This is a genomic window from Novosphingobium sp. EMRT-2, from assembly GCF_005145025.1.
Lineage (GTDB): Bacteria > Pseudomonadota > Alphaproteobacteria > Sphingomonadales > Sphingomonadaceae > Novosphingobium.
The window spans coordinates 1,164,165-1,185,573 of record NZ_CP039695.1; the positions used below are offsets into that span (position 1 = coordinate 1,164,165).

The 21,409-nt window shown below is 66.0% G+C and carries 15 protein-coding genes; 12 read left to right on the top strand and 3 right to left on the bottom strand.

Going from position 1 to position 21,409, the window contains the following annotated elements; translation table 11 throughout:
- Positions 1-25 precede the first annotated feature (25 nt).
- From FA702_RS05645 to FA702_RS05670, 6 genes are all read left to right on the top strand, one after another.
- Positions 26-1,582 carry a S1C family serine protease gene (locus FA702_RS05645; protein ID WP_255504730.1) on the top strand — a complete coding sequence of 519 codons (1,557 nt, stop codon included), beginning with the start codon at positions 26-28 and terminating at the stop codon, positions 1,580-1,582.
- A gap of 193 nt (positions 1,583-1,775) precedes the next feature.
- On the top strand, positions 1,776-2,330 hold the full coding sequence (locus FA702_RS05650) for a F0F1 ATP synthase subunit delta (RefSeq protein WP_136955357.1): 555 nt from the start codon (positions 1,776-1,778) through the stop codon (positions 2,328-2,330).
- Positions 2,331-2,361: 31 nt separating this feature from the next.
- Positions 2,362-3,891, top strand: a complete 1,530-nt coding sequence (gene atpA / locus FA702_RS05655) for a F0F1 ATP synthase subunit alpha (protein ID WP_124808003.1) — start codon at positions 2,362-2,364, stop codon at positions 3,889-3,891.
- A gap of 101 nt (positions 3,892-3,992) precedes the next feature.
- Complete coding sequence (locus FA702_RS05660; RefSeq protein ID WP_136955358.1) at positions 3,993-4,865, top strand: F0F1 ATP synthase subunit gamma; 873 nt, start codon at positions 3,993-3,995, stop codon at positions 4,863-4,865.
- Between the two features lie 29 nt (positions 4,866-4,894).
- Positions 4,895-6,343, top strand: a complete 1,449-nt coding sequence (atpD, locus tag FA702_RS05665; protein ID WP_136955359.1) for a F0F1 ATP synthase subunit beta — start codon at positions 4,895-4,897, stop codon at positions 6,341-6,343.
- A gap of 141 nt (positions 6,344-6,484) precedes the next feature.
- On the top strand, positions 6,485-6,739 hold the full coding sequence (locus FA702_RS05670; protein ID WP_136955360.1) for an ATP synthase F1 subunit epsilon: 255 nt from the start codon (positions 6,485-6,487) through the stop codon (positions 6,737-6,739).
- Positions 6,740-6,829: 90 nt separating this feature from the next.
- Here FA702_RS05670 and FA702_RS05675 read toward each other — a convergent pair whose 3' ends face one another.
- Positions 6,830-7,264, bottom strand: a complete 435-nt coding sequence (locus tag FA702_RS05675) for a VOC family protein (RefSeq protein WP_136955361.1) — start codon at positions 7,262-7,264, stop codon at positions 6,830-6,832.
- Between the two features lie 154 nt (positions 7,265-7,418).
- Positions 7,419-8,216, bottom strand: a complete 798-nt coding sequence (locus FA702_RS05680; RefSeq protein WP_136955362.1) for a TorF family putative porin — start codon at positions 8,214-8,216, stop codon at positions 7,419-7,421.
- A 245-nt stretch (positions 8,217-8,461) separates the two neighbouring features.
- On the opposite strand from FA702_RS05680, the gene FA702_RS05685 reads away from it, so the two are divergent.
- The 3 genes from FA702_RS05685 to FA702_RS05695 all read left to right on the top strand — a co-directional run bounded on the left by FA702_RS05685 (position 8,462) and on the right by FA702_RS05695 (position 14,310).
- A complete protein-coding gene (locus tag FA702_RS05685; RefSeq protein WP_136955363.1) occupies positions 8,462-9,259 on the top strand; it encodes a metallophosphoesterase family protein in 798 nt (265 codons plus the stop codon).
- Between the two features lie 352 nt (positions 9,260-9,611).
- Positions 9,612-12,962: a TonB-dependent receptor domain-containing protein gene (locus tag FA702_RS05690; protein ID WP_136955364.1), complete on the top strand. Its 3,351-nt coding sequence runs from the start codon at positions 9,612-9,614 to the stop codon at positions 12,960-12,962.
- 199 nt (positions 12,963-13,161) lie between these two features.
- On the top strand, positions 13,162-14,310 hold the full coding sequence (locus FA702_RS05695; RefSeq protein ID WP_136955365.1) for a PPC domain-containing protein: 1,149 nt from the start codon (positions 13,162-13,164) through the stop codon (positions 14,308-14,310).
- 267 nt (positions 14,311-14,577) lie between these two features.
- Here the strand turns inward: FA702_RS05695 and mtgA are convergent, their stop codons facing one another.
- Positions 14,578-15,291, bottom strand: a complete 714-nt coding sequence (gene mtgA, locus FA702_RS05700; protein WP_136955366.1) for a monofunctional biosynthetic peptidoglycan transglycosylase — start codon at positions 15,289-15,291, stop codon at positions 14,578-14,580.
- 182 nt (positions 15,292-15,473) lie between these two features.
- Between mtgA and FA702_RS05705 the strand changes: the two genes are divergently transcribed.
- The 3 genes from FA702_RS05705 to FA702_RS05715 are packed head-to-tail and all read left to right on the top strand — an operon-like array spanning position 15,474 to position 21,345.
- Positions 15,474-16,682, top strand: a complete 1,209-nt coding sequence (locus tag FA702_RS05705) for an efflux RND transporter periplasmic adaptor subunit (RefSeq protein ID WP_136955367.1) — start codon at positions 15,474-15,476, stop codon at positions 16,680-16,682.
- Positions 16,682-19,867, top strand: a complete 3,186-nt coding sequence (locus FA702_RS05710) for an efflux RND transporter permease subunit (RefSeq protein ID WP_136955368.1) — start codon at positions 16,682-16,684, stop codon at positions 19,865-19,867. The genes FA702_RS05705 and FA702_RS05710 overlap by 1 nt, the downstream gene beginning before the upstream one ends.
- Entirely contained in the window at positions 19,864-21,345 is a 1,482-nt protein-coding gene (locus FA702_RS05715; protein ID WP_136955369.1) for an efflux transporter outer membrane subunit, read from the top strand. The genes FA702_RS05710 and FA702_RS05715 overlap by 4 nt, the downstream gene beginning before the upstream one ends.
- Positions 21,346-21,409 lie beyond the last annotated feature (64 nt).

The following is a 21,409-nucleotide window of genomic DNA, read 5'->3' on the forward strand; positions in this document are numbered from 1 at the left end:
CAAAACGGCGCAAGAACGGCCGATCATGCCGAGTTTCCGCTGCGCCGCGCGCGCCATCGCCCTTCTGTTCCTTGCGCTGATCGCCGCACCGGCGCTGGCCGATCCGGCGGATATCGCCGCGGCTAGCCGGGGCGTGGTGCGCGTGGTCATCATCCAGAACGATGGCGACAACGCCCAGCTCATCACGCACGGCAGCGGCTTCGCCATCGCGCCCGACCTGGTGGTGACCAACGCCCACGTCGTGGACGAACTGCGCCAGGACGATTCGCTGCTCGTGGGCGTCGTGCCCGCCGAAGGGCGCAGCGGCTATCAGGCGCGGCTTGTCGCCTATTCGCCCAGCAACGATCTGGCGCTGCTTAAGGTCGACAGCAAGGCATCGCTTTCGCCCGTCACGCTGTTTTCGGGCGCGCCGGCGGACAGCGCGGAAGTCTATGCCGTCGGCTATCCCGGCAATGTCGATCTGGCGCAGGGCCTGTCGATGGCCGATCTGGTCACACCGCAGGCCCCGGTGAAGACGCGCGGCTATGTCTCGGCCGGGCGCACGTCCAGATCGTTCGACACGCTGCTGCACACCGCACCGATCGGCGCGGGCAATTCGGGCGGGCCACTGTTCGATTCGTGCGGGCGCGTGCTGGGCGTGAACAGCTTCGGCACGGTCAGCGACAACAGCACCGATTCGGCGTTCTATTTCGCCATCTCCATGCGCGAACTGACCGCCTTCCTGCGGCAGGCAAAGGTCGAAGCCCATGTCAGCGGGCTGCCCTGCACCTCGATCGCCGACCTCGACCGCGCCGAAAGCGAACGCGCCGCCAGCGATCACGCCCGCCAGGCCGCCGATGCCGAAGCCAGGAACGCCACCAAGGCGAAGGCGCTCGAAAAGGCGCGCCGCGATGCGGAAATCGCGGTTCTTTCCGAACGCGACAACGGCATGGCTCTAGCCGCGCTTCTGCTGGTGTCGGCGCTGCTGGCCGGCGGCAGCGCCCTGCTGTTCATGCAGCGCAACGAGAGCCGGAATCTCAGGATCGCCGGCGCCGCCGGGGGCGTGCTGCTGCTGGCCGCGATCGTGACCTGGCTGGTGCGCCCGTCGCTCGAATCGATCGAGACGAGGGCGGAGGACATGCTCGCGGCTGCGAGCCCGACCCCCGGCGTCACCGCCCCCGGCGCGGCGACGGAAGGCACCGGGCGCATGGCCTGCGTGATCGATACCCAGCGCAGCCGGGTCACCGTTTCGGACATCACCGACGTTCCGCTGGAATGGAGCGCCGACGGCTGCGTCAACGGCCGGGCGCAATACGGGCTGGCTCAGGACGGCTGGACGCGAATCCTCGTTCCGGACGGCGAGGAGACGATTTCGGTCAACCGCTACGATCCGGCAACGCGGACCTACATCGTCGAGCGCTTCCTGATGAGCCTTGATGACATGAACAAGGCCCGCGCCGAACGGAAGAAAATCGTAGTCCCAGCGTGCGGCGCACCGACCGACGCCGCGCGGCGCTTTGGCGAGGCGCAGCAGGCGATCAAGGCGCTGCTTCCGGCCGAACCAAACGAGCGGATGCGCTACAACTGCCAGCCGCAGCCCTGAACGTCCGTTTCGAAACGCGCGGAACGATACGATCCGCAACGAATACGATTGCGCGACCTAGGTCGAAGGCGCGAAACTCGCATCTTGTAATACGACGGTTACGTTGCTAGGCGCGCCCCGTCTGCGGGCTACCACGTGTTAAAGCGTGTGCGTGGCCCAATCGGCTTATCCGAATGAAGGGGGACCTGAGCGCGTGGAAGTTTCCAGCGGCATTACGGCCAGTCTGCAAGGGCGTTACGCATCGGCGCTCTATGATCTGGCGCGCGAGCAGGACGCCGTTTCCACCGTGGAAGGCGATCTCGAAAAGCTCTCCGCCGCGATCCGCGAATCGGCCGATCTGGCCGCGCTGATCCGCAACCCGCAAGTCAGCCGCGAAGCCGCCGGCAAGGTCGTCGAGGGAATCGCCGGCCTGCTGGGTCTGGCGCCGCTGACCAAGAACTTCCTCGGCGTGCTCGCCGGCAACCGCCGCCTGTCCGCCCTGCCCGACGTCGTGCGCGCCTTCTCGGCGATCGCCGCCGCCGCGCGCGGCGAGGTGACGGCCGAAGTCACCACGGCGCACCCGCTCGACTCCGCGCAGCTTGCCGATCTTTCGGCGAAGCTGAAGGAACGCGAAGGGCGCGACGTGAAGGTGAAGGCCAGCGTCGATCCCGACATTCTGGGCGGTCTTGTCGTGCGCATCGGCAGCACGATGATCGACAGTTCCATCCGCACCCGTCTCAATTCTCTCGCCCAGGCGATGAAGGGCTGAAAAGCCCCACAGGTTCTACGAAAGGCTGAACATGGAAATCCGCGCCGCTGAAATCTCGAAGGTCATCAAGGACCAGATCGCCAGCTTCGGCACAGAGGCCCAGGTCTCGGAAGTCGGCTCCGTGCTGTCCGTGGGTGACGGCATCGCCCGCATTCATGGGCTCGACAAGGTCCAGGCCGGTGAAATGGTGGAATTCACCAACGGCGTGAAGGGCATGGCGCTCAACCTCGAAGCCGACAACGTCGGCGTCGTGATCTTCGGCTCGGACGCCGAGATCAAGGAAGGCGATACCGTCAAGCGCACCGGCACGATCGTGGACGTGCCCGTGGGCAAGGGCCTGCTCGGCCGCGTGGTCGACGCGCTCGGCAACCCGATCGACGGCAAAGGTCCGATCGAGGCCGCCAGCCGCCAGCGCGTGGAAGTCAAGGCGCCGGGCATCATCCCCCGCAAGTCGGTGCATGAACCCGTGCAGACCGGCCTCAAGGCGATCGACGCGCTCGTGCCCGTCGGCCGTGGCCAGCGCGAACTAATCATCGGCGACCGCCAGACCGGCAAGACCGCCGTCGCCATCGACACCTTCATCAACCAGAAGGCCGTCAACGCCGGCACCGACGAAGGCAAGAAGCTTTACTGCATCTACGTCGCCGTCGGTCAGAAGCGCTCGACCGTGGCGCAGATCGTCCGCCAGCTCGAGGAAAACGGCGCGATGGAATACTCCATCGTCATCGCCGCCACCGCTTCGGAACCGGCACCGCTCCAGTACCTCGCGCCCTACACCGGCGCGACCATGGGCGAATTCTTCCGCGACAACGGCATGCACGCCGTGATCGTGTACGACGACCTTTCCAAGCAAGCCGTGGCCTACCGCCAGATGTCGCTGCTGCTGCGCCGCCCGCCGGGCCGCGAAGCCTATCCGGGCGACGTGTTCTATCTCCACAGCCGCCTGCTCGAGCGCGCCGCGAAGATGAACGACGAGAACGGCGCCGGCTCGCTGACCGCCCTGCCGATCATCGAAACCCAGGCGGGCGACGTTTCGGCCTACATCCCGACCAACGTGATCTCGATCACCGACGGCCAGATCTTCCTGGAAACCGGCCTGTTCTACCAGGGCATCCGCCCGGCCATCAACGTCGGCCTCTCGGTTTCGCGCGTGGGTTCGTCGGCGCAGACCAAGGCGATGAAGAAGGTCGCCGGCTCGATCAAGCTGGAACTGGCGCAGTACCGCGAAATGGCGGCCTTCGCGCAGTTCGGTTCGGACCTCGATGCCTCGACGCAGAAGCTGCTCAACCGTGGCGCGCGCCTGACCGAGCTGCTCAAGCAGCCCCAGTTCTCGCCGCTCGGCTTCGAAGAGCAGACCTGCGTGATCTTCGCCGGCACGCAGGGCTATCTCGATGCCGTGCCGACCAGCCGCGTGACCGAGTACGAAGCCGAACTGCTCAGCTTCCTGCGCACGAGCCATGCCGACCTGCTCGGCCTGATCCGCGACACCAAAGACTTGGGCGACGAAGCCAAGGGCAAGCTGGTCGCCGCGCTCGACGCGTTCGCCAAGCAGTTCGCGTAACACACGTCATCCCGGCGCAAGCCGGGATCTCGTGCCGCCAGGTACGGCCTAGTGGATAGGGACCCCAGCGTTCGCCGGGGTGACGAATTGGAGAAAATTGAGTGGCTTCGCTGAAGGAACTCAAAGGCCGGATCAACTCGGTCAAGTCGACCCAGAAGATCACCAAGGCCAAGCAGATGGTCGCGGCGGCCAAGCTGCGCAAGGCGCAGGCGGCGGCAGAAGCCGCGCGCCCCTATGCCAGTCGCCTGGCCGAAGTCATGGGCAGCCTTGCCGCCAAGGTCGCCGGGCAGGACAACGGGCCGCTGCTGATGCGCGGCACCGGGTCCGACCAGCGCCACCTGCTTGTCGTGGTCAACACCGACAAGGGCCTGTGCGGCGGTCTCAATTCGAACATCGTCAAGGAAGCCAAGGCCCAGGCCCGCGCGCTGATCGCCGCCGGCAAGACCGTGACCTTCTACCTCGTCGGCAAGAAGGGCCGCGCGCCGCTGCGCCGCGATTATCCCAAGGCGATCGCGGAGAACTTCGACACCAGCACGGTGCGCACGCCCGGCTTCGACGAAGCCAGCGCGATCGCGCACCAGATCCTCGCCATGTTCGAAGCGGGCAAGTTCGACGTCGCCCACCTCGTGGCGCCGAAATTCAAGTCGGCGCTGGCGCAGGACCCGGTGACCACGCAGATCATTCCGGTTCCCGCCCCCGCCGCCGCGGCTGCGGCCGACGCGGTGGTGGAATACGAACCGGGCGAGGAGGAAATCCTCGAAGAACTGCTGCCGCGCTACGTCACCACGCAAGTGTTCGGCGCGCTGCTGGAACGCGAAGCGTCCGAACAGGGCGCGTCGATGACCGCGATGGACAACGCCACGCGTAACGCCGGCGAGCTGATCAACAAGTTGACCATTCAGTACAACCGCAGCCGCCAGGCCGCGATCACCACCGAACTCATCGAAATCATCGCGGGCGCGGAAGCGCTCTGACGATCGGGACAGAAGGCAAGGAAAGAACCATGGCCACCGCAGTAGCGACCTCCACCGGCAAGATCAGCCAGGTCATCGGCGCCGTCGTCGACGTGAGCTTCGATGGCGAGCTGCCGGCGATCCTCTCCGCGCTCGAAACCGACAACAACGGCAACCGCCTCGTTCTCGAAGTGGCGCAGCACCTGGGCGAAAACACCGTCCGCACCATCGCGATGGACTCGACCGACGGCCTCACCCGCGGCCAGCCGGTGAGCAATACCGGTGCGCAGATCTCGGTGCCGGTCGGCCCCAAGACGCTGGGCCGCATCATGAACGTGATCGGCGAACCGATCGACGAGCGTGGCCCGGTCGGCGCGGAACAGACCGCCCCGATCCACGCCAAGGCCCCGGAATTCATCGACCAGTCGACCGAAGCAGCGATCCTCGTCACCGGCATCAAGGTGATCGACCTGCTCGCCCCCTATGCGCGCGGCGGCAAGATCGGCCTGTTCGGCGGCGCCGGCGTGGGCAAGACCGTGCTGATCCAGGAACTGATCAACAACATCGCCAAGGGCCACGGCGGCGTCTCGGTCTTCGCGGGCGTGGGCGAACGCACCCGTGAAGGCAACGACCTCTACCACGAGTTCCTCGACGCCGGCGTTATCGCCAAGGACGCCGACGGCAACCCGACGCCGGACGGCTCGAAGGTCGCCCTCGTGTTCGGTCAGATGAACGAGCCCCCGGGCGCCCGCGCCCGCGTCGCGCTTTCGGGCCTGACCATGGCCGAATACTTCCGCGACCAGGAAGGCCAGGACGTGCTGTTCTTCGTCGACAACATCTTCCGCTTCACCCAGGCGGGTTCGGAAGTGTCGGCGCTGCTCGGCCGTATTCCTTCGGCCGTGGGCTACCAGCCGACGCTCGCAACCGACATGGGCGCGCTGCAGGAACGCATCACCTCGACCACCAAGGGTTCGATCACCTCGGTCCAGGCCATCTACGTCCCCGCCGACGACCTTACCGACCCGGCGCCGGCCGCCTCGTTCGCGCACCTTGACGCGACGACCACGCTGAACCGCGCGATCTCGGAACTCGGCATCTACCCGGCGGTCGACCCGCTCGACTCCACCTCGCGCGTGCTGACGCCCGCCGTTGTCGGCCAGGAGCACTACGACACCGCCCGCCGCGTTCAGGAAACGCTGCAGAAGTACAAGTCGCTGCAGGACATCATCGCGATCCTGGGCATGGACGAGCTGTCGGAAGAGGATAAGCTCACCGTCGCCCGCGCCCGCAAGATCCAGCGCTTCCTCAGCCAGCCGTTCCACGTCGCCGAAGTGTTCACCGGCATTTCGGGCAAGTTCGTGCAGGTTGAAGACACCGTCCGCTCGTTCAAGGCCGTGGTCGATGGCGAATACGACCACCTGCCCGAAGCCGCGTTCTACATGGTCGGCGGCATCGACGAAGCGGTCGCCAAGGCCAAGAAGCTGGCCGAAGAGGCGTAAGTTGGAACGCCTCTCACCCTTCGGGGGAGAGGATACGGAGACTTGCTGCGGCATAGCCGGAGCTAGTCGGAGTTGGAGAGGGGGAGCCCCCTCTCCCAACCCTCTCCCCCTGAAGGGTGAGAGGGCTAAGAGGCAAGGCACATGCTGCACTTCGAACTCGTCACCCCGGCCCGCCTCGTCCGTTCGGAAGAGGTCTACATGGTCGTCGTTCCCGGCACGGACGGGGAATTCGGCGTGCTGGAAGGCCACGCGCCGTTCATGTCCACGGTCAAGGACGGCACGATCAAGCTCTACAAGAGCCAGGGCGCCGTGCCGGAGGAAATCCAGGTCCAGGGCGGCTTCGCCGAAGTCAGCGCCAAGGGACTGACCGTGCTCGCGGAGCACGTCGAGGGCTGAAGCCTCTCGCGCTTGCCGGGCTCGGACCCATGAAAAGGGCCACTCCTCTTGCGGGGAGTGGCCCTTTCCGTTTTACCGGTTGCGCCAGCCTTACCAGCTGCCGGTGTTGGGCATGCTGGCCCACGGCTCGGCCGGTTCGAGATGCCCGTCCTGCAGCAGTTCCACCGATATGCCGTCGGGCGTCTTGACGAACGCCATGTGCCCGTCCCGCGGAGGGCGGTGGATGATATGGCCGGCATCGGCCAGCTTCTGGCAGGTTTCGTAGATGTTCTCGACCCGGTAGGCGAGATGGCCGAAGTTACGGCCGCCGGTGTAGGTTTCGCCTTCGCCGTCCTCGGGCGGCCAATTGTAGGTCAGTTCCACTTCGGCCACGCCTTCCCCGCCGGGCGCGGCCAGGAAGATCAGGGTGAAGCGGCCCTTCTCGCTTTCCATCCGGCGCACTTCGTGCACGCCGATAAGCTCGAAGAAGCGGATGGTGGCCTCCGGGTCGGTCACCCGGATCATGGTATGCAGATACTTGGTCACGCGGCACTCGCTCTGTCTGGAGGACGTCCGCGCCCAAGGTAGTGCCCTTCCCCGCCAAACCCAAGGGCGGTGCGCGGAAAGGTTTTCCCAAACGAAAGGCCAGCGCCGATTTCCGGCGCTGGCCCCCGCGTCATCCTGCCTTTCGGCCGGAAGGTCAGAAGCTGGCGGTTACCGAGAACACGCCCACGGCCTTGGCCGCGCGATAGGTTTCGAAGGGCGAAGGCGTGCCCGTCTGGTCGGCAAAGGGCGCGGCGGCCGCATCCGACTTGCTGACGTTGGTGCCGACGACCGAAGCGTCGAACGTCAGGTTCTTCCAGGTCAGGCTGGCACCCACGTTGTAGTCGATGTACTGCTTCGTGTAATTGAAGCCGCCGCCGGTGTGGCCCAGGTGCGAGTGCAGCGTGATCGGCGTGCCCGGAATGCCGCCGCTCAGCTCACCATAGACATAGGTGCTGTGGTGCGTCGGCGTGAAATCGAGCACGGTCTGCTTCGGCGCGAAGAACACGCCCGCCTTGGCGTTGACCGGACCGATCGTCTTGGCGAGCGAGCCATAGACTTCGTAGTAGTTGAGGCCCGGCGCACCCGGATAGATGTAGCCATAGAGGCCCGCGTCGATCGTCACGCCGCTGCTGCCCAGGCCATGGGTGTAACCGCCATAAACGTCGATTTCGGTGCCGCCGATGTTGACCGTGCTGTTGCCGGCCGACGCGCTCGACCCCCAGGTCGAAACATAGAAGCCCGAGCTGTGGGCAACGGTGATCGCGCCCTGCACCGCCGGACGGTTGTTCGACTGCGAGATGCCGCGGAACCGGTACTGGCTGACCACGGCGGCGCTTCCGGTGATTTTGAAATCGCTCGGCGGAGCGGTTTCGTCCGCGAGGGCGGGCGAAGCCACGGCCAGCGTCGAGACGAAAAGAGTCGAGGCCAGAAGGGCCTTGATGGACGTACGCATGAGCATTTCCTTTTGCTTGTTCTTGACGCGTCGTCCCGCCTGCGGAGCCCCGCCGGCCTCGTATATATGGGCCGACTTTGAGCTTGCGGCGCCAGAACTGCATGGCCGTGCTGCAATGCACAAGACGAAAATTGCCCTATGTTGCCCTATTGTAAATGAATGTGTCTTTTCCGCATCACCGCGCGCAACCGGCTTGTTTCGGTGCGAGGCGCCGCGCATATCCACGGGCGGAAAGCCATTCGATCATGTTCAACACGCTCCGTTCCCTGTTTGCCCGCCGCGCCGCGAACGCCGCCCCCGCGACGTCCTGGGCCGCCATTCCGCGTGGTCAGCGCCTCTATGCGATCGGCGATATCCACGGACGGCTCGACCTGTTCCGGACGATGATCGACCGGATCGAGGCCGACGACGCGGCGCGCGGTCCGGCCGACACGACCGTCATCCTCCTGGGCGATCTGGTCGATCGCGGAGCGGACAGCGCCGGCGTGATCGACACCGCGCGAACATGGAGCCGGCAACGCCGGGTCCGCTTTATCCAGGGCAATCACGAGGAGATGTTCCTCGGCAGCTTCGACAACGACGAAACGCTGCGCCGCTTCCTGCGGTTCGGCGGCCGTGAAACCCTGGCCAGCTATCGGATCGACCCGGATGCCGGCGACCACGCCACCCTGCCCGATCTTCGCAAGGCGATGGCCGAACGCGTGCCGGCGGGGGACATCGCCTTCCTGCGAGCGATGGAAGAACGCATCCACATTGGCGACTACCTCTTCGTCCATGCCGGGATACGCCCCGGCATGCCGATCGCCGAGCAGACCGCATCCGACATGCGCTGGATTCGCGGTGAATTTCTCCAGGACCGGTCCGTCCGCGAATTCATGGTGGTGCACGGGCACACGATCGCCGAAGAACCGGAATTCACACTCAACCGGATCGGACTCGACACCGGCGCCTATCGATCCGGCCGCCTGACGGGCCTGGGGCTTGAGGGCACGCGGCAGTGGTTGGTAACTGTGTCGGATAACGACCCGTCTGGAATTTCCTGACCAGGGCGCCGCCGCTTCATTGGCGAGGCCGCTCTGCATCGAAAATTCCTGCTGCGTTGCAGTATGGCAACATATGCAATAATATTACCCAAAATGACCGCGGGGAGGACCTTTTACGTCTTCTCTTCACCAAAGATCGCACATTTTTTCCGCGTGCGTCGGCGCATGTCGTCACAATGTCTAAACATTGCAATATCGGTGTCATCTGCAACCTGTTCGAGTCTTCCGGCAGGGCCGCTAAGAGTTGCCCGCCCATTGCTCCGAGGGGTGATTCCGCATCCGCGAAGGATACGGAAAACGTCGGGCGATGGACGCTCAAAGGCTGGTTTTCCGGTCCAAAACGGGGTTCGACATGCAGTTCAGATTCTTCCTTGCCGCCAGCGTGGCTGGCCTTTCGCTGGCGACCGCCATCGCCACGCCCGCTCATGCGCAGGAAACCTCCGCCTCCATGCGCGGCTCGGTTACTGACGCCGGGACCGCTATCGCCGGCGCGACGATCACCATCGAGCACCTGCCCACCGGAACGATCACCAGCGCCACCACCGACGGTAGCGGCGTGTTCACCGCCAACAGCCTTCGTCCTGGCGGCCCCTACTCCGTCAAGGTCACCGCCCCCGGCCACCCCGGCGCGACCGTGACCGACGTCTATACCGTTGTCGGCCAGACCTTCTCACTGCCCATCGAACTGTCCGCCGCCGAAACCGGCGCAGACCAGGGCGCCCCGATCATCGTGACCGCGACCCGCATCAAGGGCGCCGGCAACCTCTCCGCCGGCCCGGTGACCGTGCTGACCTCGGAACAGATTTCGAAGGTGGCTTCAGTCAACCGCGACATCCGCGACCTTGCCGCGCGCAACCCGTTCGCCACGCTCGACACCAGTTCGACCAACGGTCGCCAGGTATCCTTCGCCGGCCAGAACCCGCGCTTCAACCGCTTCACCATCGACGGCGTGCCGATCACCGACAGCTTCGGCCTGAACCCCGACGCTCTGCCTTCCCGCCGCGGTCCGGTGCCGCTGGATTCGATCGGCCAGTTCGAAACCAAGGTCGCGCCCTATGACATTCGCGAAGGCTTCTTCCAGGGCGGCGTCAGCAACGCGATCCTGAAATCGGGCACCAACGATTGGCATGGCACCGCGTTCTTCACCTACAGCTCCGATGCGCTGACCGGCAAGAAGACCGCGCCCTATATCACGCGCCCCGATGGCCGGATCCCGCTGCCCTCGTTCGAAAGCAAGGACTTCGGCGCCACGCTTTCCGGCCCGATCATCAAGGACAAGCTGTTCTTCATGGTTTCGGCCGAGCGCGTTCGCGCGGCACGCCCTGTGCAGCCCGGTACCGTCGAGGACAATTCCGGCACGCCCGTCACCGGCGCGACCAATGCCGACCTTGCCCTGATCCAGAGCATCGCGAAGACCAAGTACAGCTTCGATCCGGGTGGCATCCTGAAGACCGACGGCGACAAGGACGATCGCATCGTCGGCCGTCTCGACGCCAACCTTTCGGAAACGCAGCGCGTTTCGCTGACCGGCCTGTACACCAAGGATTCGCTGATCGTGAACACCACGACCGGCAATACCAACCTGGGCCTCTCGTCCAACGCCTATACCAAGCCCAACAAGCTGCGCGCCGGCATCCTGAACTGGAACGCCGACTGGTCGGAAAAGTTCTCGACCGAATTCCGCGCGCTCTACAAGGCCTATGACAGCGGCCAGTTCCCGCTGATGGGCCGCACCGCGCAGTTCGCGATCTGCGCCGATCCGAACACGCCCAACCGCACCGGTGGCGCGACGACGACGAATGCGAGCCTGAGCTGCCCCAGCGGTACGCCGCAGTACATTATCGGTTCGGGTGGTCCCAGCCAGTCGAACGTCCTTCAGGTGCGCACCTGGGGTGGGTCGATTTCCGCCAAGCTGCGCGCAGGCGATCACAACTTCCGCCTGCTGGGCGAATGGAACCATACCAAGACGTTCAACCTGTTCGTCAATCCATCGGCCGGCTCCTACTACTTCGACAGCATTGCGGATTTCCGGAACGGCAACGCGCAATCGTTCAGCTACAACAATGCCGGTACGCTGAATCCGAACGACGCCGCGGCGAACTTCTCCTACGACACCTACACTTTCGGCCTGCAGGACGATTGGCGTGTCAACAAGATGCTCAGCGTGACGGCAGGTCTGCGCTATGACGTGTACGGCACCTCGTCGCACCCGCAGCTCAACCCGAACTTCCTCACGCGCTATGGCTTCCCCAACACCTATTCCATTGAAGGCATGGGCCTGTTGCAGCCGCGCGTTGGCTTCACTTTCACGCCCACGCCGCGCCTGACCGTTCGCGGCGGCGGCGGTATCTTCGGTGGCGGATCGCCGGACGTCTACATCGGCAACTCGTTCTCGAACACCGGCGTTATCAATACCTCGATCACGGCGCGCGTTACCGACGGAGGCGTGTATCAGCTTAACGGCACCGCTGCCGGCGGCAATGCGGCGACCGCTTCGCAGATCCTGAACGCGCCGTCGTTCACGGTGATTCCGACCGCGGCGAATGCGGCGGTCCAGGCTGCGGCTGGGTCGCTTACGTCGAACCCCAATGCCACGACCACGATCAACGCGATCGATCCCAACCTGAAGATGCCCAACCAGTGGCGTGCGACGCTGTCGGCGGATTATACCGCCGATCTCGGCCCGCTCGGCGATGGCTGGCACTTCGGGGCCGACCTGCTCTACTCGAAGGTCCGCAGCCAGGTGACCATCGTCGACCTGCGTTCGAAGGTGCTTACCGGTTCGCTGACGCCCGATGGCCGCCAGCGCTACCAGAACGGCCTCGCCGTTCCGAACTCCGGTGACACGGGGCAGGACCTGCTGTTGACCAACACCGACTATGGCCGCAGCTGGATCGGTGTGGTCCGCTTCGACAAGACCTGGGACTTCGGCCTGACCATCGGCGGCGCCTATACCCGGCAGGACGTGCGCGATGCCGGAGCGCTGACCTCGTCGATCGCTTCGTCGAACTACGGCAACTCGACGTACTATGACCCGAACTCGATTTCGCCGGGTCATGCGAACGACGAAGTGCGCTGGGCGTTCCGGTACAACCTGTCGTACGAACATGCCTTCTTCGGCGACTACAAGACCCGCATCGATCTGTTCGGCACGACCCGTGCGGGCAGCCCGTACAGCTACGCGATGCAGGATCTTTCGGGCGGTCGTTCTGGCGTGTTCGGAACGGCAGGTACCAACACCCGGTACCTGTTCTACGTCCCGACCAGCCTCAGCGATCCGAAGGTGGTGTATGACAGCGCCACGACGGCCAACCGGATCGACGCGATCATCAACGGTTCGGGCCTTGCCGCCTATCGTGGCCAGGTTGCGCCGCGCAATGCCTTCCGTTCCAAGGCGTTCACCCGCATCGACCTGCATCTGGAACAGGAAGTGCCGCTGCCGCTCGGCGCGCGTTTCTCCGTATTCGGAGACATCGAGAACTTCACGAACCTGCTGAAGAGCTCGTGGGGCCAGCAGCTGCGTTCCAGCTTCCCCTATCGCAAGGTCGTGGCGAAGGTGAGCTGCGTCGCGAACGGCGGCAACGCCTGCGCCCAGTACAAGTACGAGCAGCCCAACCCGGACACCATTCTGGCCGACGAACTGGTGACCACCAACGGCTCCTCGCTCTACACCATCCGCATCGGCGCCCGCATCAGCTTCTGATCGCAGCGCAGAACGCACACGCAAAGCGCGGGGGAAAGCACGGCTTCCTCCCGCGCTTTTCGTTGGCGGAACAGACATCTCCGAAACGGAACAGTGTCCGGATCGGTGTGCGATTCCCCACTGCGTCGGCGCGCGCTTCATGGCATGACATCGCCGCCGGTTTCCATCTCGGACCCGGCGCATGGGACCGTTTCTCGAAATGAAGACCAGACTGCTTCTTTCCGCCTCGTTTGCCCTCGCCACGATCGCGCTTGCCGATCCGGCTCTGGCGGCCTGTTCCGCCGATGGCGCCCGCGCCTTGCCCGTGGGCAAGCTGGAGCAGGTGCCGGCAGGCTCCGCCCCGCGCTTCGCCGTCGATCTCGCGGCCGGCGAAGGTCTCCAGATTGAGCTGGCGCCGGTCGGCGCGGCCGATTCCGGCGACGATGACGAGCATGACAGCAAGGCGCCCGCCACCGGCCTTTCCGCCTGCGACGCGACCGGCAGGGTCGTGGCACCCCTCCCCAGCGACGTCTTCGCCAGCGGCGGCAGCCTGGCGCGCGCGGACGATGGCACGCTGACGCTGCGCCTGTCCGCCCCCAAGGCCGGCCGCTACGTGATCGCCACCGATGCTGCCGACGTGGCCCGTGAAATCCTGCTACGCCCGCGCGCTGTTTCCGCCCAGCCCCGCCCGGCCACGCCGCTGGAGATCGGCGGCAGCGATTTCGTGAAGATCAGCAAGGGCGCGCCGCGCGTCTGGTCGTTCGCAGGCAAGGCGGGCCAGTGGGTCAAGATCACCGCGACCTCGGAAAGCGATACCGTGCTGCATCTGGCCGCGCCGGTCGCCGGCGGCGGCTACGAAGTGATCGCCGACAACGACGACAGCGACGGGCTGAACCCCAAGATCCAGCGCAAGCTGCCGGCCACGGGCACCTATTACGTCCAGCTCGAATCGCTGTCCGACGAGACCAACGACGCGACCGTCGTGGTCCAGCCGACCCAGGCCCCTCCCCCGCCGCCGCCGCCCGCCGCGCTCCGTGCCGGCACGCCGGTGCAGGGCAAGCTCGCCAGCAGCGACGATACCCGGCTCTATATCCTGCCGGTCGTGGCGGGACGTTCCTATCGTCTCGAACTCAACGCGCCCTATGACGCCGTGCTGGAAGTCGGCCAGCCCGATCCGCTGGAACCCGAAGACGGCAAGGACGGGGCGGGCTTCGCCGCCAGCCGCACCGTGGACGACAACACCTCGGGCACCGAGAAGATGAACATCACCGCGCGCACCAGCGGCCCGTTGCTCGTGCGGGTCCGCGCCTTCAGCGTGGGCGACGATGGCGGCGATTATACGCTGATCGTCAAGGAAGCCGGAAACTGACGCCGATGGCGGGCCGGGGATTTCCCCGGCCTGCTTCGCGCTCCGGACGTCATCGGAACGCCACCTTTATTCGCCCGCCAGCCCGCTTCATGAATTTTTGGACACGCACCCTCTCAGCGGGTGGGAATGGCTGGTCCGCGTCGTCTCAACCTCGAACGAACATCGCACAGGCCGGCGGTGCGGTTCGCGGCCGACTCGATCCCGGCCGGGAGAACTCCTGATGCCTCGGGAGACGCCGGCAAGCCTCCTCCCAGCGCCAACGTCGTTTCAGCGATAGACGCAGGTGTCGTAATCGGCACGGACCGTGTTGACGCGCGCGGCGATGGCGTTGCCGTGGCGGCGGGTGAAGCCGGTCGCCCCCGTCACCGCGCGCACCTTGGGCTGCGGGAAAGCGGCGGCGATGCGGGCGGCCTCGATGCGCGAAAGGTGCCGCGCCCCCTTGTTGTAGTACCGTTGCGCGCCGGCTTCGACGCCGTACGTCCCGATCCCGGTTTCGGCGACGTTGAGATAGACCTCCATGATCCGCCGCTTGCCCCAGATCGTTTCGATCAGCACGGTGAACCAGGCTTCCAGGCCCTTGCGGAAATAGCCGCCGCCCTGCCACAGGAACACGTTCTTGGCGGTCTGCTGGCTGATCGTGGAGCCACCGCGAATGCGCCCGCCCTGCTGGTTGCGGCGCCAGGCGGTGAGGATCGCGTCCTCATCGAAGCCGGAATGGAGGCAGAACTTGGCGTCCTCGCCGGCGATCGCCGCATCGACCATGTTGCGATCGATAGCGTCCAGCGAGGTCCAGTCCTTGGTGAAGCCGTTGGGGTCCATCAGCATGGTGGCCGTGACCGGCACGGGCACGAACTTGTAAAGCACCGTCAAACCCACGCTGATGACCAGAAAGGCAATGATCGCGCGGCCTATCCACCAGCCAGCGCGATAGGCGAAGCCATGGTTGCGGGTGGGGCGGGAGGGCTTCAGGCTCTCGAACATGCCCTTTGCTTACCGGACGCCGGGCGGCAAGCAAAGAGGCTTTGAAAGGCCCGGAAATCGGCGATTCTTGCCTGCACATTACGCATGTTTAAGTTGACCCGGAACGGGGTGGACGGCCACTTCGCGGCCGCAATGCAGGCATGGTATGCTTGGCGCGCGCAGCGTTTTGACGTGGGGTACCGATGACTTTCGAACATGATGTTCCGGCACTCAGCCGGTCGCGGCAGATCAGGCTGCTGATCATCGCCGTTGTCGCCGTGGTGGCGATCTACGGCGCGATCACGCTGGCCCGCGCCCTTTTCCGGCACCCCGAAACGCCTCCCCCAGCACTGCCGCCGGGCGAACTGCAACTGACCCAGGGCCAGATCGCCAGCATGAAGATCCAGACGGTGCAGGCCGATGACGGAGAAATCCGCACCGGCGCCACCGGCATGATCGACGTGGACGGCACGCAAAGCACCCCGGTGTTCCTGCCCTATTCGGGCCAGGTGGTGAACGTCTTCGTCGAAGCCGGCGCGCGCGTCGGCGCGGGCCAGCCGCTGCTCAGCATCCGCACCGGCGATATTGCGGACGCCCGCAACGCACTGATGTCGGCCGAGGCGCAGCGCGCGGCGGCCGGCACCTCGCTTCGCGTGGCGCAGGAGAACGCCGCGCGGGCCGAACAGGTTTACAAGACCGCCGGCGGCGCGCTGAAGGACTACCAGCAGGCGCAGGCCGATCTCGCCAGCGCCCAGTCGGCCGTGCGCGTCGCCGATGCGGCGGCAGCGGCGGCGCGCGGCAAGCTATCGGTGTTCGGCGGCGGCGGCGGCAGCGGCGCGCTCGCCACGCTGCGCGCGCCGATCTCCGGCGCCGTGGCCACCCGCGCGGTTTCCGCCGGGCAATTCGTGCAGGTGGGCGGAAGCCAGCCGGCGTTCGTGATCGCCGACCTGTCGCGGGTATGGCTGATCGCGCAAGTCGCGGAAAGCGATGCCACGCGGGTGAAGGTTGGCGATCACGTCAACGTCACCACCAACGCATGGCCGGGCCGCGTGTTCGATGCGGTGATCGACAACGTCGGCGCGCAGCTCGATCCCGTCACGCACCGCCTGCCGGTCCGCGCGACCATCGCCAATGCCGATGGCGCGCTGAAGCCGCAGATGTTCGCCAGCTTCACGATCAAGGCGCCCAGCAGCACGCCGGGCGCGCTGGCGGTGCCGGCGGTCGCGGTGATCAACGAAGGCGATACCGCGCGGGTCTGGGTCTATCTGGGCAAGGGCCGGGTCAAGGCGCAGAACGTGACCGTGGGCGAAAGCCATGACGGCTACGTCACCATCACCTCCGGCATTGCGCCCGGCACCAAGATCATCACCGACGGCGCCCTGTTCGTCAACGAAGCGGGGCTTGGCGACTGATGGTCAGGCTCGTCCGTTTCGCCCTGCGGCAAAGGCTGACGATCGTCGGCTTCTTCGTCGCGATGCTCGTCGCCGGGGGCATCGCGTTCTACAACCTCAACATCGAAGCCTATCCCGATCCCGTTCCGCCGATGGTCGAACTGGTGACGCAGTCTTCCGGCCTTTCGGCCGAGGAGATGGAACGCAACGTCACCATCCCCATCGAGGTCCAGATGTCGGGCCTGCCGCACATGAACGCGATCCGCGCGATCTCGCTGTTCGGCCTGTCGGACGTGAAGATCCAGTTCACCTACGACTACAACTACGATCAGGCGCTGCAGCAGGTGGTCAACCGCCTGGCCCAGTTGCCACCGCTGCCCGGCGGGGTGGTGCCGCAGATTTCGCCCACCAGCCCGGTCGGCGAAATCTACCGCTACCGCATCAAGGCGCCGGCGGGCTATTCGGTCGAGGATCTCAAGACCCTGCAGGACTGGGTGCTCCAGCGCCGCTTCCGCGCGATCCCCGGCGTGGTCGACGTGACCGGCTGGGGCGGCAAGGAACGCTCCTACGAAGTGGTGATCGACCACGACAAGCTGGTCGCCCACCACGCCAACGTCGGCCAGGTCATCACCGCGATCAGCCACAGCAACGCGAACGTCGGCGGCCAGACGATCAACTTCGGCGCGCAAGCGGCGATCGTGCGCGGCATCGGCCTGATCCAGTCGGTCAGCCAGATCGAGGACGTCGTCGTCGCCCGCGATGGCAATGCCCCCGTGCTGGTCAAGGACGTGGCCACGATCCGCATCGGCAACCTGCCGCGCAACGGCATCGCCGGCCTCAACAACGACGACGATATCGTCCAGGGCATCGTGCTGATGCGCCGTGGCGCGCAGTCCATGCCCACGATCCAGGCGGTCAAGGCCGAAGTCGAGAAGATCAACACTACCGGCGTGCTGCCGCCCGGCGTGCAGCTCGAACGCATCTACGACCGTTCGGACCTGATCGGCGTCACCACGCATACCGTGATGGAAAACCTCGTCGCCGGCGTGCTGCTGATCTTCTTCCTGCAGTGGGCCTTCCTCGGCAACCTGCGCAGCGCGCTGATCGTGGCGGCGACGATTCCCTTCGCCCTTGCCTTCGCCGTGCTGATCCTCACGCTCCAGGGGGAATCCGCCAACCTGCTCTCGGTTGGCGCGCTCGACTTCGGCCTTGTCGTCGACGCGACCGTGATCATGGTCGAGAACATATTCCGGCACATGGCCGAACGATCGCACGAGGTGGAAGCCCACAAGGATACGGGCGCGCACTATACCTTCGCCAGCCGGCTCTCGGCGGTGCTGGGCGCGTCCAGCGAAGTCAGCCGGGGCATCTTCTTCGCCGCCGCGATCATCATCGCCAGCTTCCTGCCGCTGTTCACGCTGACCGGCGTGGAAGGCCACATCTTCGGCCCGATGGCCAAGACCTATGCCTATGCCATCATCGGCGGCCTGATCGCCACATTCACCGTGGCCCCGGCGCTTTCGGCAATGCTGCTGCCCGACAAGCTGAGCGAAGTGGAAACGTGGATCGTTACCAAGATGCGTGGCGTCTATGGCCCGGCGGCGGCCTTCGCGATGAAAAACCGCCTGTTCACGATCGGCGGGGCCTGTCTGCTGCTGGTAGGCGCGCTGATCGGAGTGCGCTCGCTCGGCATCGAGTTCCTGCCGCACCTTGAAGAAGGCAACATGTACATCCGCGCGTCGCTGCCGGCCTCGATCTCGCTGGAAGCGGGCGAAAAGACCGCGCAGTCGATCCGGCGCGACATGCTGAAGTATCCGGAAGTCACCGCCGTCCTCTCGGCCCACGGCCGCCCGGACGATGGCACCGACGCCACCGGCTTCTTCAACGTCGAATACTTCGTCCCGCTCAAGCCGTTCGATGAATGGCCATCGGGCATGGACAAGGAAAAGCTGATCAAGGAACTCTCGCAGAAGTTCCAGGAGAAGTACCCCGGCGTCGACTTCTCGTTCTCGCAGATCATCGAGGACAACGTGGAGGAAGCGGCCTCGGGCGTGAAGGGCGCGAACTCGGTCAAGCTGTTCGGCCCCGATCTGGAAACGCTGGAAAAGCTGGCCAGCCAGATCAAGGACCAGATGCAGAAAGTGCGTGGGATCACCGACCTTGGCATCTTCCAGTCGCTGGGCCAGCCGACCGTGCGCATCGACATCGATCGCGAAAAGGCCGCCCGCTATGGCCTGACGCCTGACGACATCAACCAGACCGTCGCCGCCGCCATCGGGGGCACCTCGCCCGGCGATATCTACGAACCGCACACCGACCGCCACTTCCCGATCGTGGTGCGCCTGAAGCCCGAACAGCGCGACAGCATCGAGGCGGTCAAGCGCATCACCGTGGGCGCGACCTCGCCCGATGGCACACCGATCCAGGTGCCGCTGTCGGAACTCGCCGAGATCAAGCTGACGACCGGCGCCTCGTTCATCTATCGCGAGCACCAGTCCCGCTACATCCCGATCAAGTTCTCGGTCCGCGACCGCGACCTTGGCAGCGCCGTGGCCGAAGCGCAGGCGAACATCGCCAAGCACGTGGTGCTGCCGCCGGGCTACTCGCTGGAATGGGCGGGCGAACTCGCCAACCTGCAGAACGCCATAGCGCGGCTGGAGATCGTGGTGCCGATCAGCCTCGTCATCATCATCGGCCTGCTCTACGCCAACTTCGGCTCGCTGCGGGATACCTTCCTGGCGTTCAGCGTCATCCCGATGGCGATCATCGGCGGCGTGCTGGGCCTGCTGCTGACGGGGACGGCGTTCAGCATCTCCGCCGCGATCGGCTTCGTCGCCCTGTTCGGCATATCGGTGATGGACGGCATCCTTGTGGTGACGAACTTCAACCAGGCGATAGACGAAGGGGCGGACCGTGCCTCGGCACTCAAGACCGCGATGACCAATTCGCTGCGGCCGGTGGTGATGACCTGCCTCGTCGCCGCGATCGGCCTGCTGCCGGCGGCGCTCTCGACCGGCATCGGCAGCCAGGTGCAGAAGCCGCTCGCGCTCGTCGTGGTCGGGGGGATGACGCTCGCGCCCGTGCTGATCCTGCTAGTCCTGCCGCTGCTGATCGACCGTTTCTCCAGCCGCCTGCAGCCCAATTGGGCAAAAAAGGCCGAAGGACAAGGCGACGAAGGCGAGGAAGGAACGGAGGTGCCGGCATGACGCGTCCCCTGATGAACGTCGCGCTCAAGGTGGCGCTGCTGCTCGCGACGGCCACGCCCACGCTGGCCGCTCCGGTCAAGGTCGATCTGCCGCAACCGCCCACACCGGCGGGCAACGCGCCCGCCAGCGTGCTGGACACGCCGATCGCGCCCCAGGCCGGCACCGCCCAGGCGGTCCATCCGGGCGCGGCGGTGGAAGGCGAATGGTGGAAGGCGTTTGGCAGCCCCGCTCTCGACGGCCTCGTCGCGCAGGCGCTTGCCGCCAACAACGATATCCAGGTCGCGCAGGCCACGCTCAAGCAGGCAAGCGAACTGACCCGCGTGGCGCGGGGCGGCCTGTTCCCGCAGATCGACGCGGGCTATCAGGCCTCGCGCCAGCGCGTTGGCAACGTGCTGTCGTCACCCCTGCCGACGCAAACGCCCTCGCTGTTCACGCTGCACACCGCGCAGGTCAACCTGACCTACACGCTCGACCTGTTCGGAGAGACGCGCTCGCGCATCCGCTCCGCGCAGGCGGCCACGCGCGCGCAGCAGGCGCGGCTGGCGGGCGTGAAGACCATGGTCGCGGGCAACACCGCGCTGGCGGTAATCCAGAACGCCGCGCTGGAAGCGCAGGCGGACGCCGCCCGCAGCGCCGTTACCAGCAACCGCGACATCCTGAACCTGCTGCGCCAGCGGCAGGCGCTGGGCGCGGTCGGCGCGGCCGACGTGGCGGCGCAGGAAGCGGCGCTGGCGGCGGCCGAAGGCGCGCTGCCTCCGCTGGACCGCGCGCTCTCCGCCAACCGCAGCGCCTTGCAGGTGCTGCTCGGCGTCGCGCCGGGTTTCCCCCTGCCCGCCCTGCCCTCGCTCGATGCGCTGGCACTGCCGGCAGACCTCCCGCTCAGCCTGCCGTCCGATCTCGTCGCCACCCGGCCCGATGTGGTCGCCGCAGCGGCGACGATGGAAGGCGCGGCGGCAGACGTGAAGACCGCCATCGCCGCGCGCCTGCCTTCGATCACGCTGGGCGCGAACGCCGGCGGCGCGGCGCTGGACTTCGCCAGCATGTTTGCCAGCGGCAACCCGTTCTGGGCGCTGATCGGCTCGATCGGGGCGCCGCTGTTCCACGGCGGCTCACTGCGCCACCAGCAGCACGCGGCGGAAGACGCGCTGGAAGCGGCCAAGGCCAATTACCGCGCCACCGCGCTCCAGTCCTTCGCCGATGTCTCGAACGCGCTCACCGCGCTCCAGACCGATGGCGCGGCGCTGGATGCGGCGGACCGGGGAGACCGCTCGGCCAGCACCAGCCTGGGCTTCGCCACGCGCCAGTTGCAGCTCGGTGCGGTCGGCACGCTGTCGGTGCTCAACGCGTCGGCCACGCAGGCGGCGGCGCGCCAGCAGCTCATCACCGCGCGCGCCGCGCGGCTGACCGACACGGTGGGCCTGTTCATGGCGCTGGGCGGCGGGCAGATCCCACCGGTGAAGGTGGCGAGCCAGCCCTGACTCCATAGCGGAGAAGCAGGCTTCCTAACGAAAAAGGCCGGGGAGATTCCCCGGCCTTTGTTCT

Coding starts and splice junctions, on each gene's coding strand:
- FA702_RS05705 (WP_136955367.1), top strand. CDS start 15,474: ATGACTTTCGAACATGATGTTCCGGCACTCAGCCGGTCGCGGCAGATC.
- FA702_RS05695 (WP_136955365.1), top strand. CDS start 13,162: ATGAAGACCAGACTGCTTCTTTCCGCCTCGTTTGCCCTCGCCACGATC.
- FA702_RS05680 (WP_136955362.1), bottom strand. CDS start 8,216: ATGCGTACGTCCATCAAGGCCCTTCTGGCCTCGACTCTTTTCGTCTCG.
- FA702_RS05710 (WP_136955368.1), top strand. CDS start 16,682: ATGGTCAGGCTCGTCCGTTTCGCCCTGCGGCAAAGGCTGACGATCGTC.
- FA702_RS05645 (WP_255504730.1), top strand. CDS start 26: ATGCCGAGTTTCCGCTGCGCCGCGCGCGCCATCGCCCTTCTGTTCCTT.
- FA702_RS05715 (WP_136955369.1), top strand. CDS start 19,864: ATGACGCGTCCCCTGATGAACGTCGCGCTCAAGGTGGCGCTGCTGCTC.
- mtgA (WP_136955366.1), bottom strand. CDS start 15,291: ATGTTCGAGAGCCTGAAGCCCTCCCGCCCCACCCGCAACCATGGCTTC.
- atpD (WP_136955359.1), top strand. CDS start 4,895: ATGGCCACCGCAGTAGCGACCTCCACCGGCAAGATCAGCCAGGTCATC.
- FA702_RS05690 (WP_136955364.1), top strand. CDS start 9,612: ATGCAGTTCAGATTCTTCCTTGCCGCCAGCGTGGCTGGCCTTTCGCTG.
- FA702_RS05685 (WP_136955363.1), top strand. CDS start 8,462: ATGTTCAACACGCTCCGTTCCCTGTTTGCCCGCCGCGCCGCGAACGCC.
- FA702_RS05670 (WP_136955360.1), top strand. CDS start 6,485: ATGCTGCACTTCGAACTCGTCACCCCGGCCCGCCTCGTCCGTTCGGAA.
- atpA (WP_124808003.1), top strand. CDS start 2,362: ATGGAAATCCGCGCCGCTGAAATCTCGAAGGTCATCAAGGACCAGATC.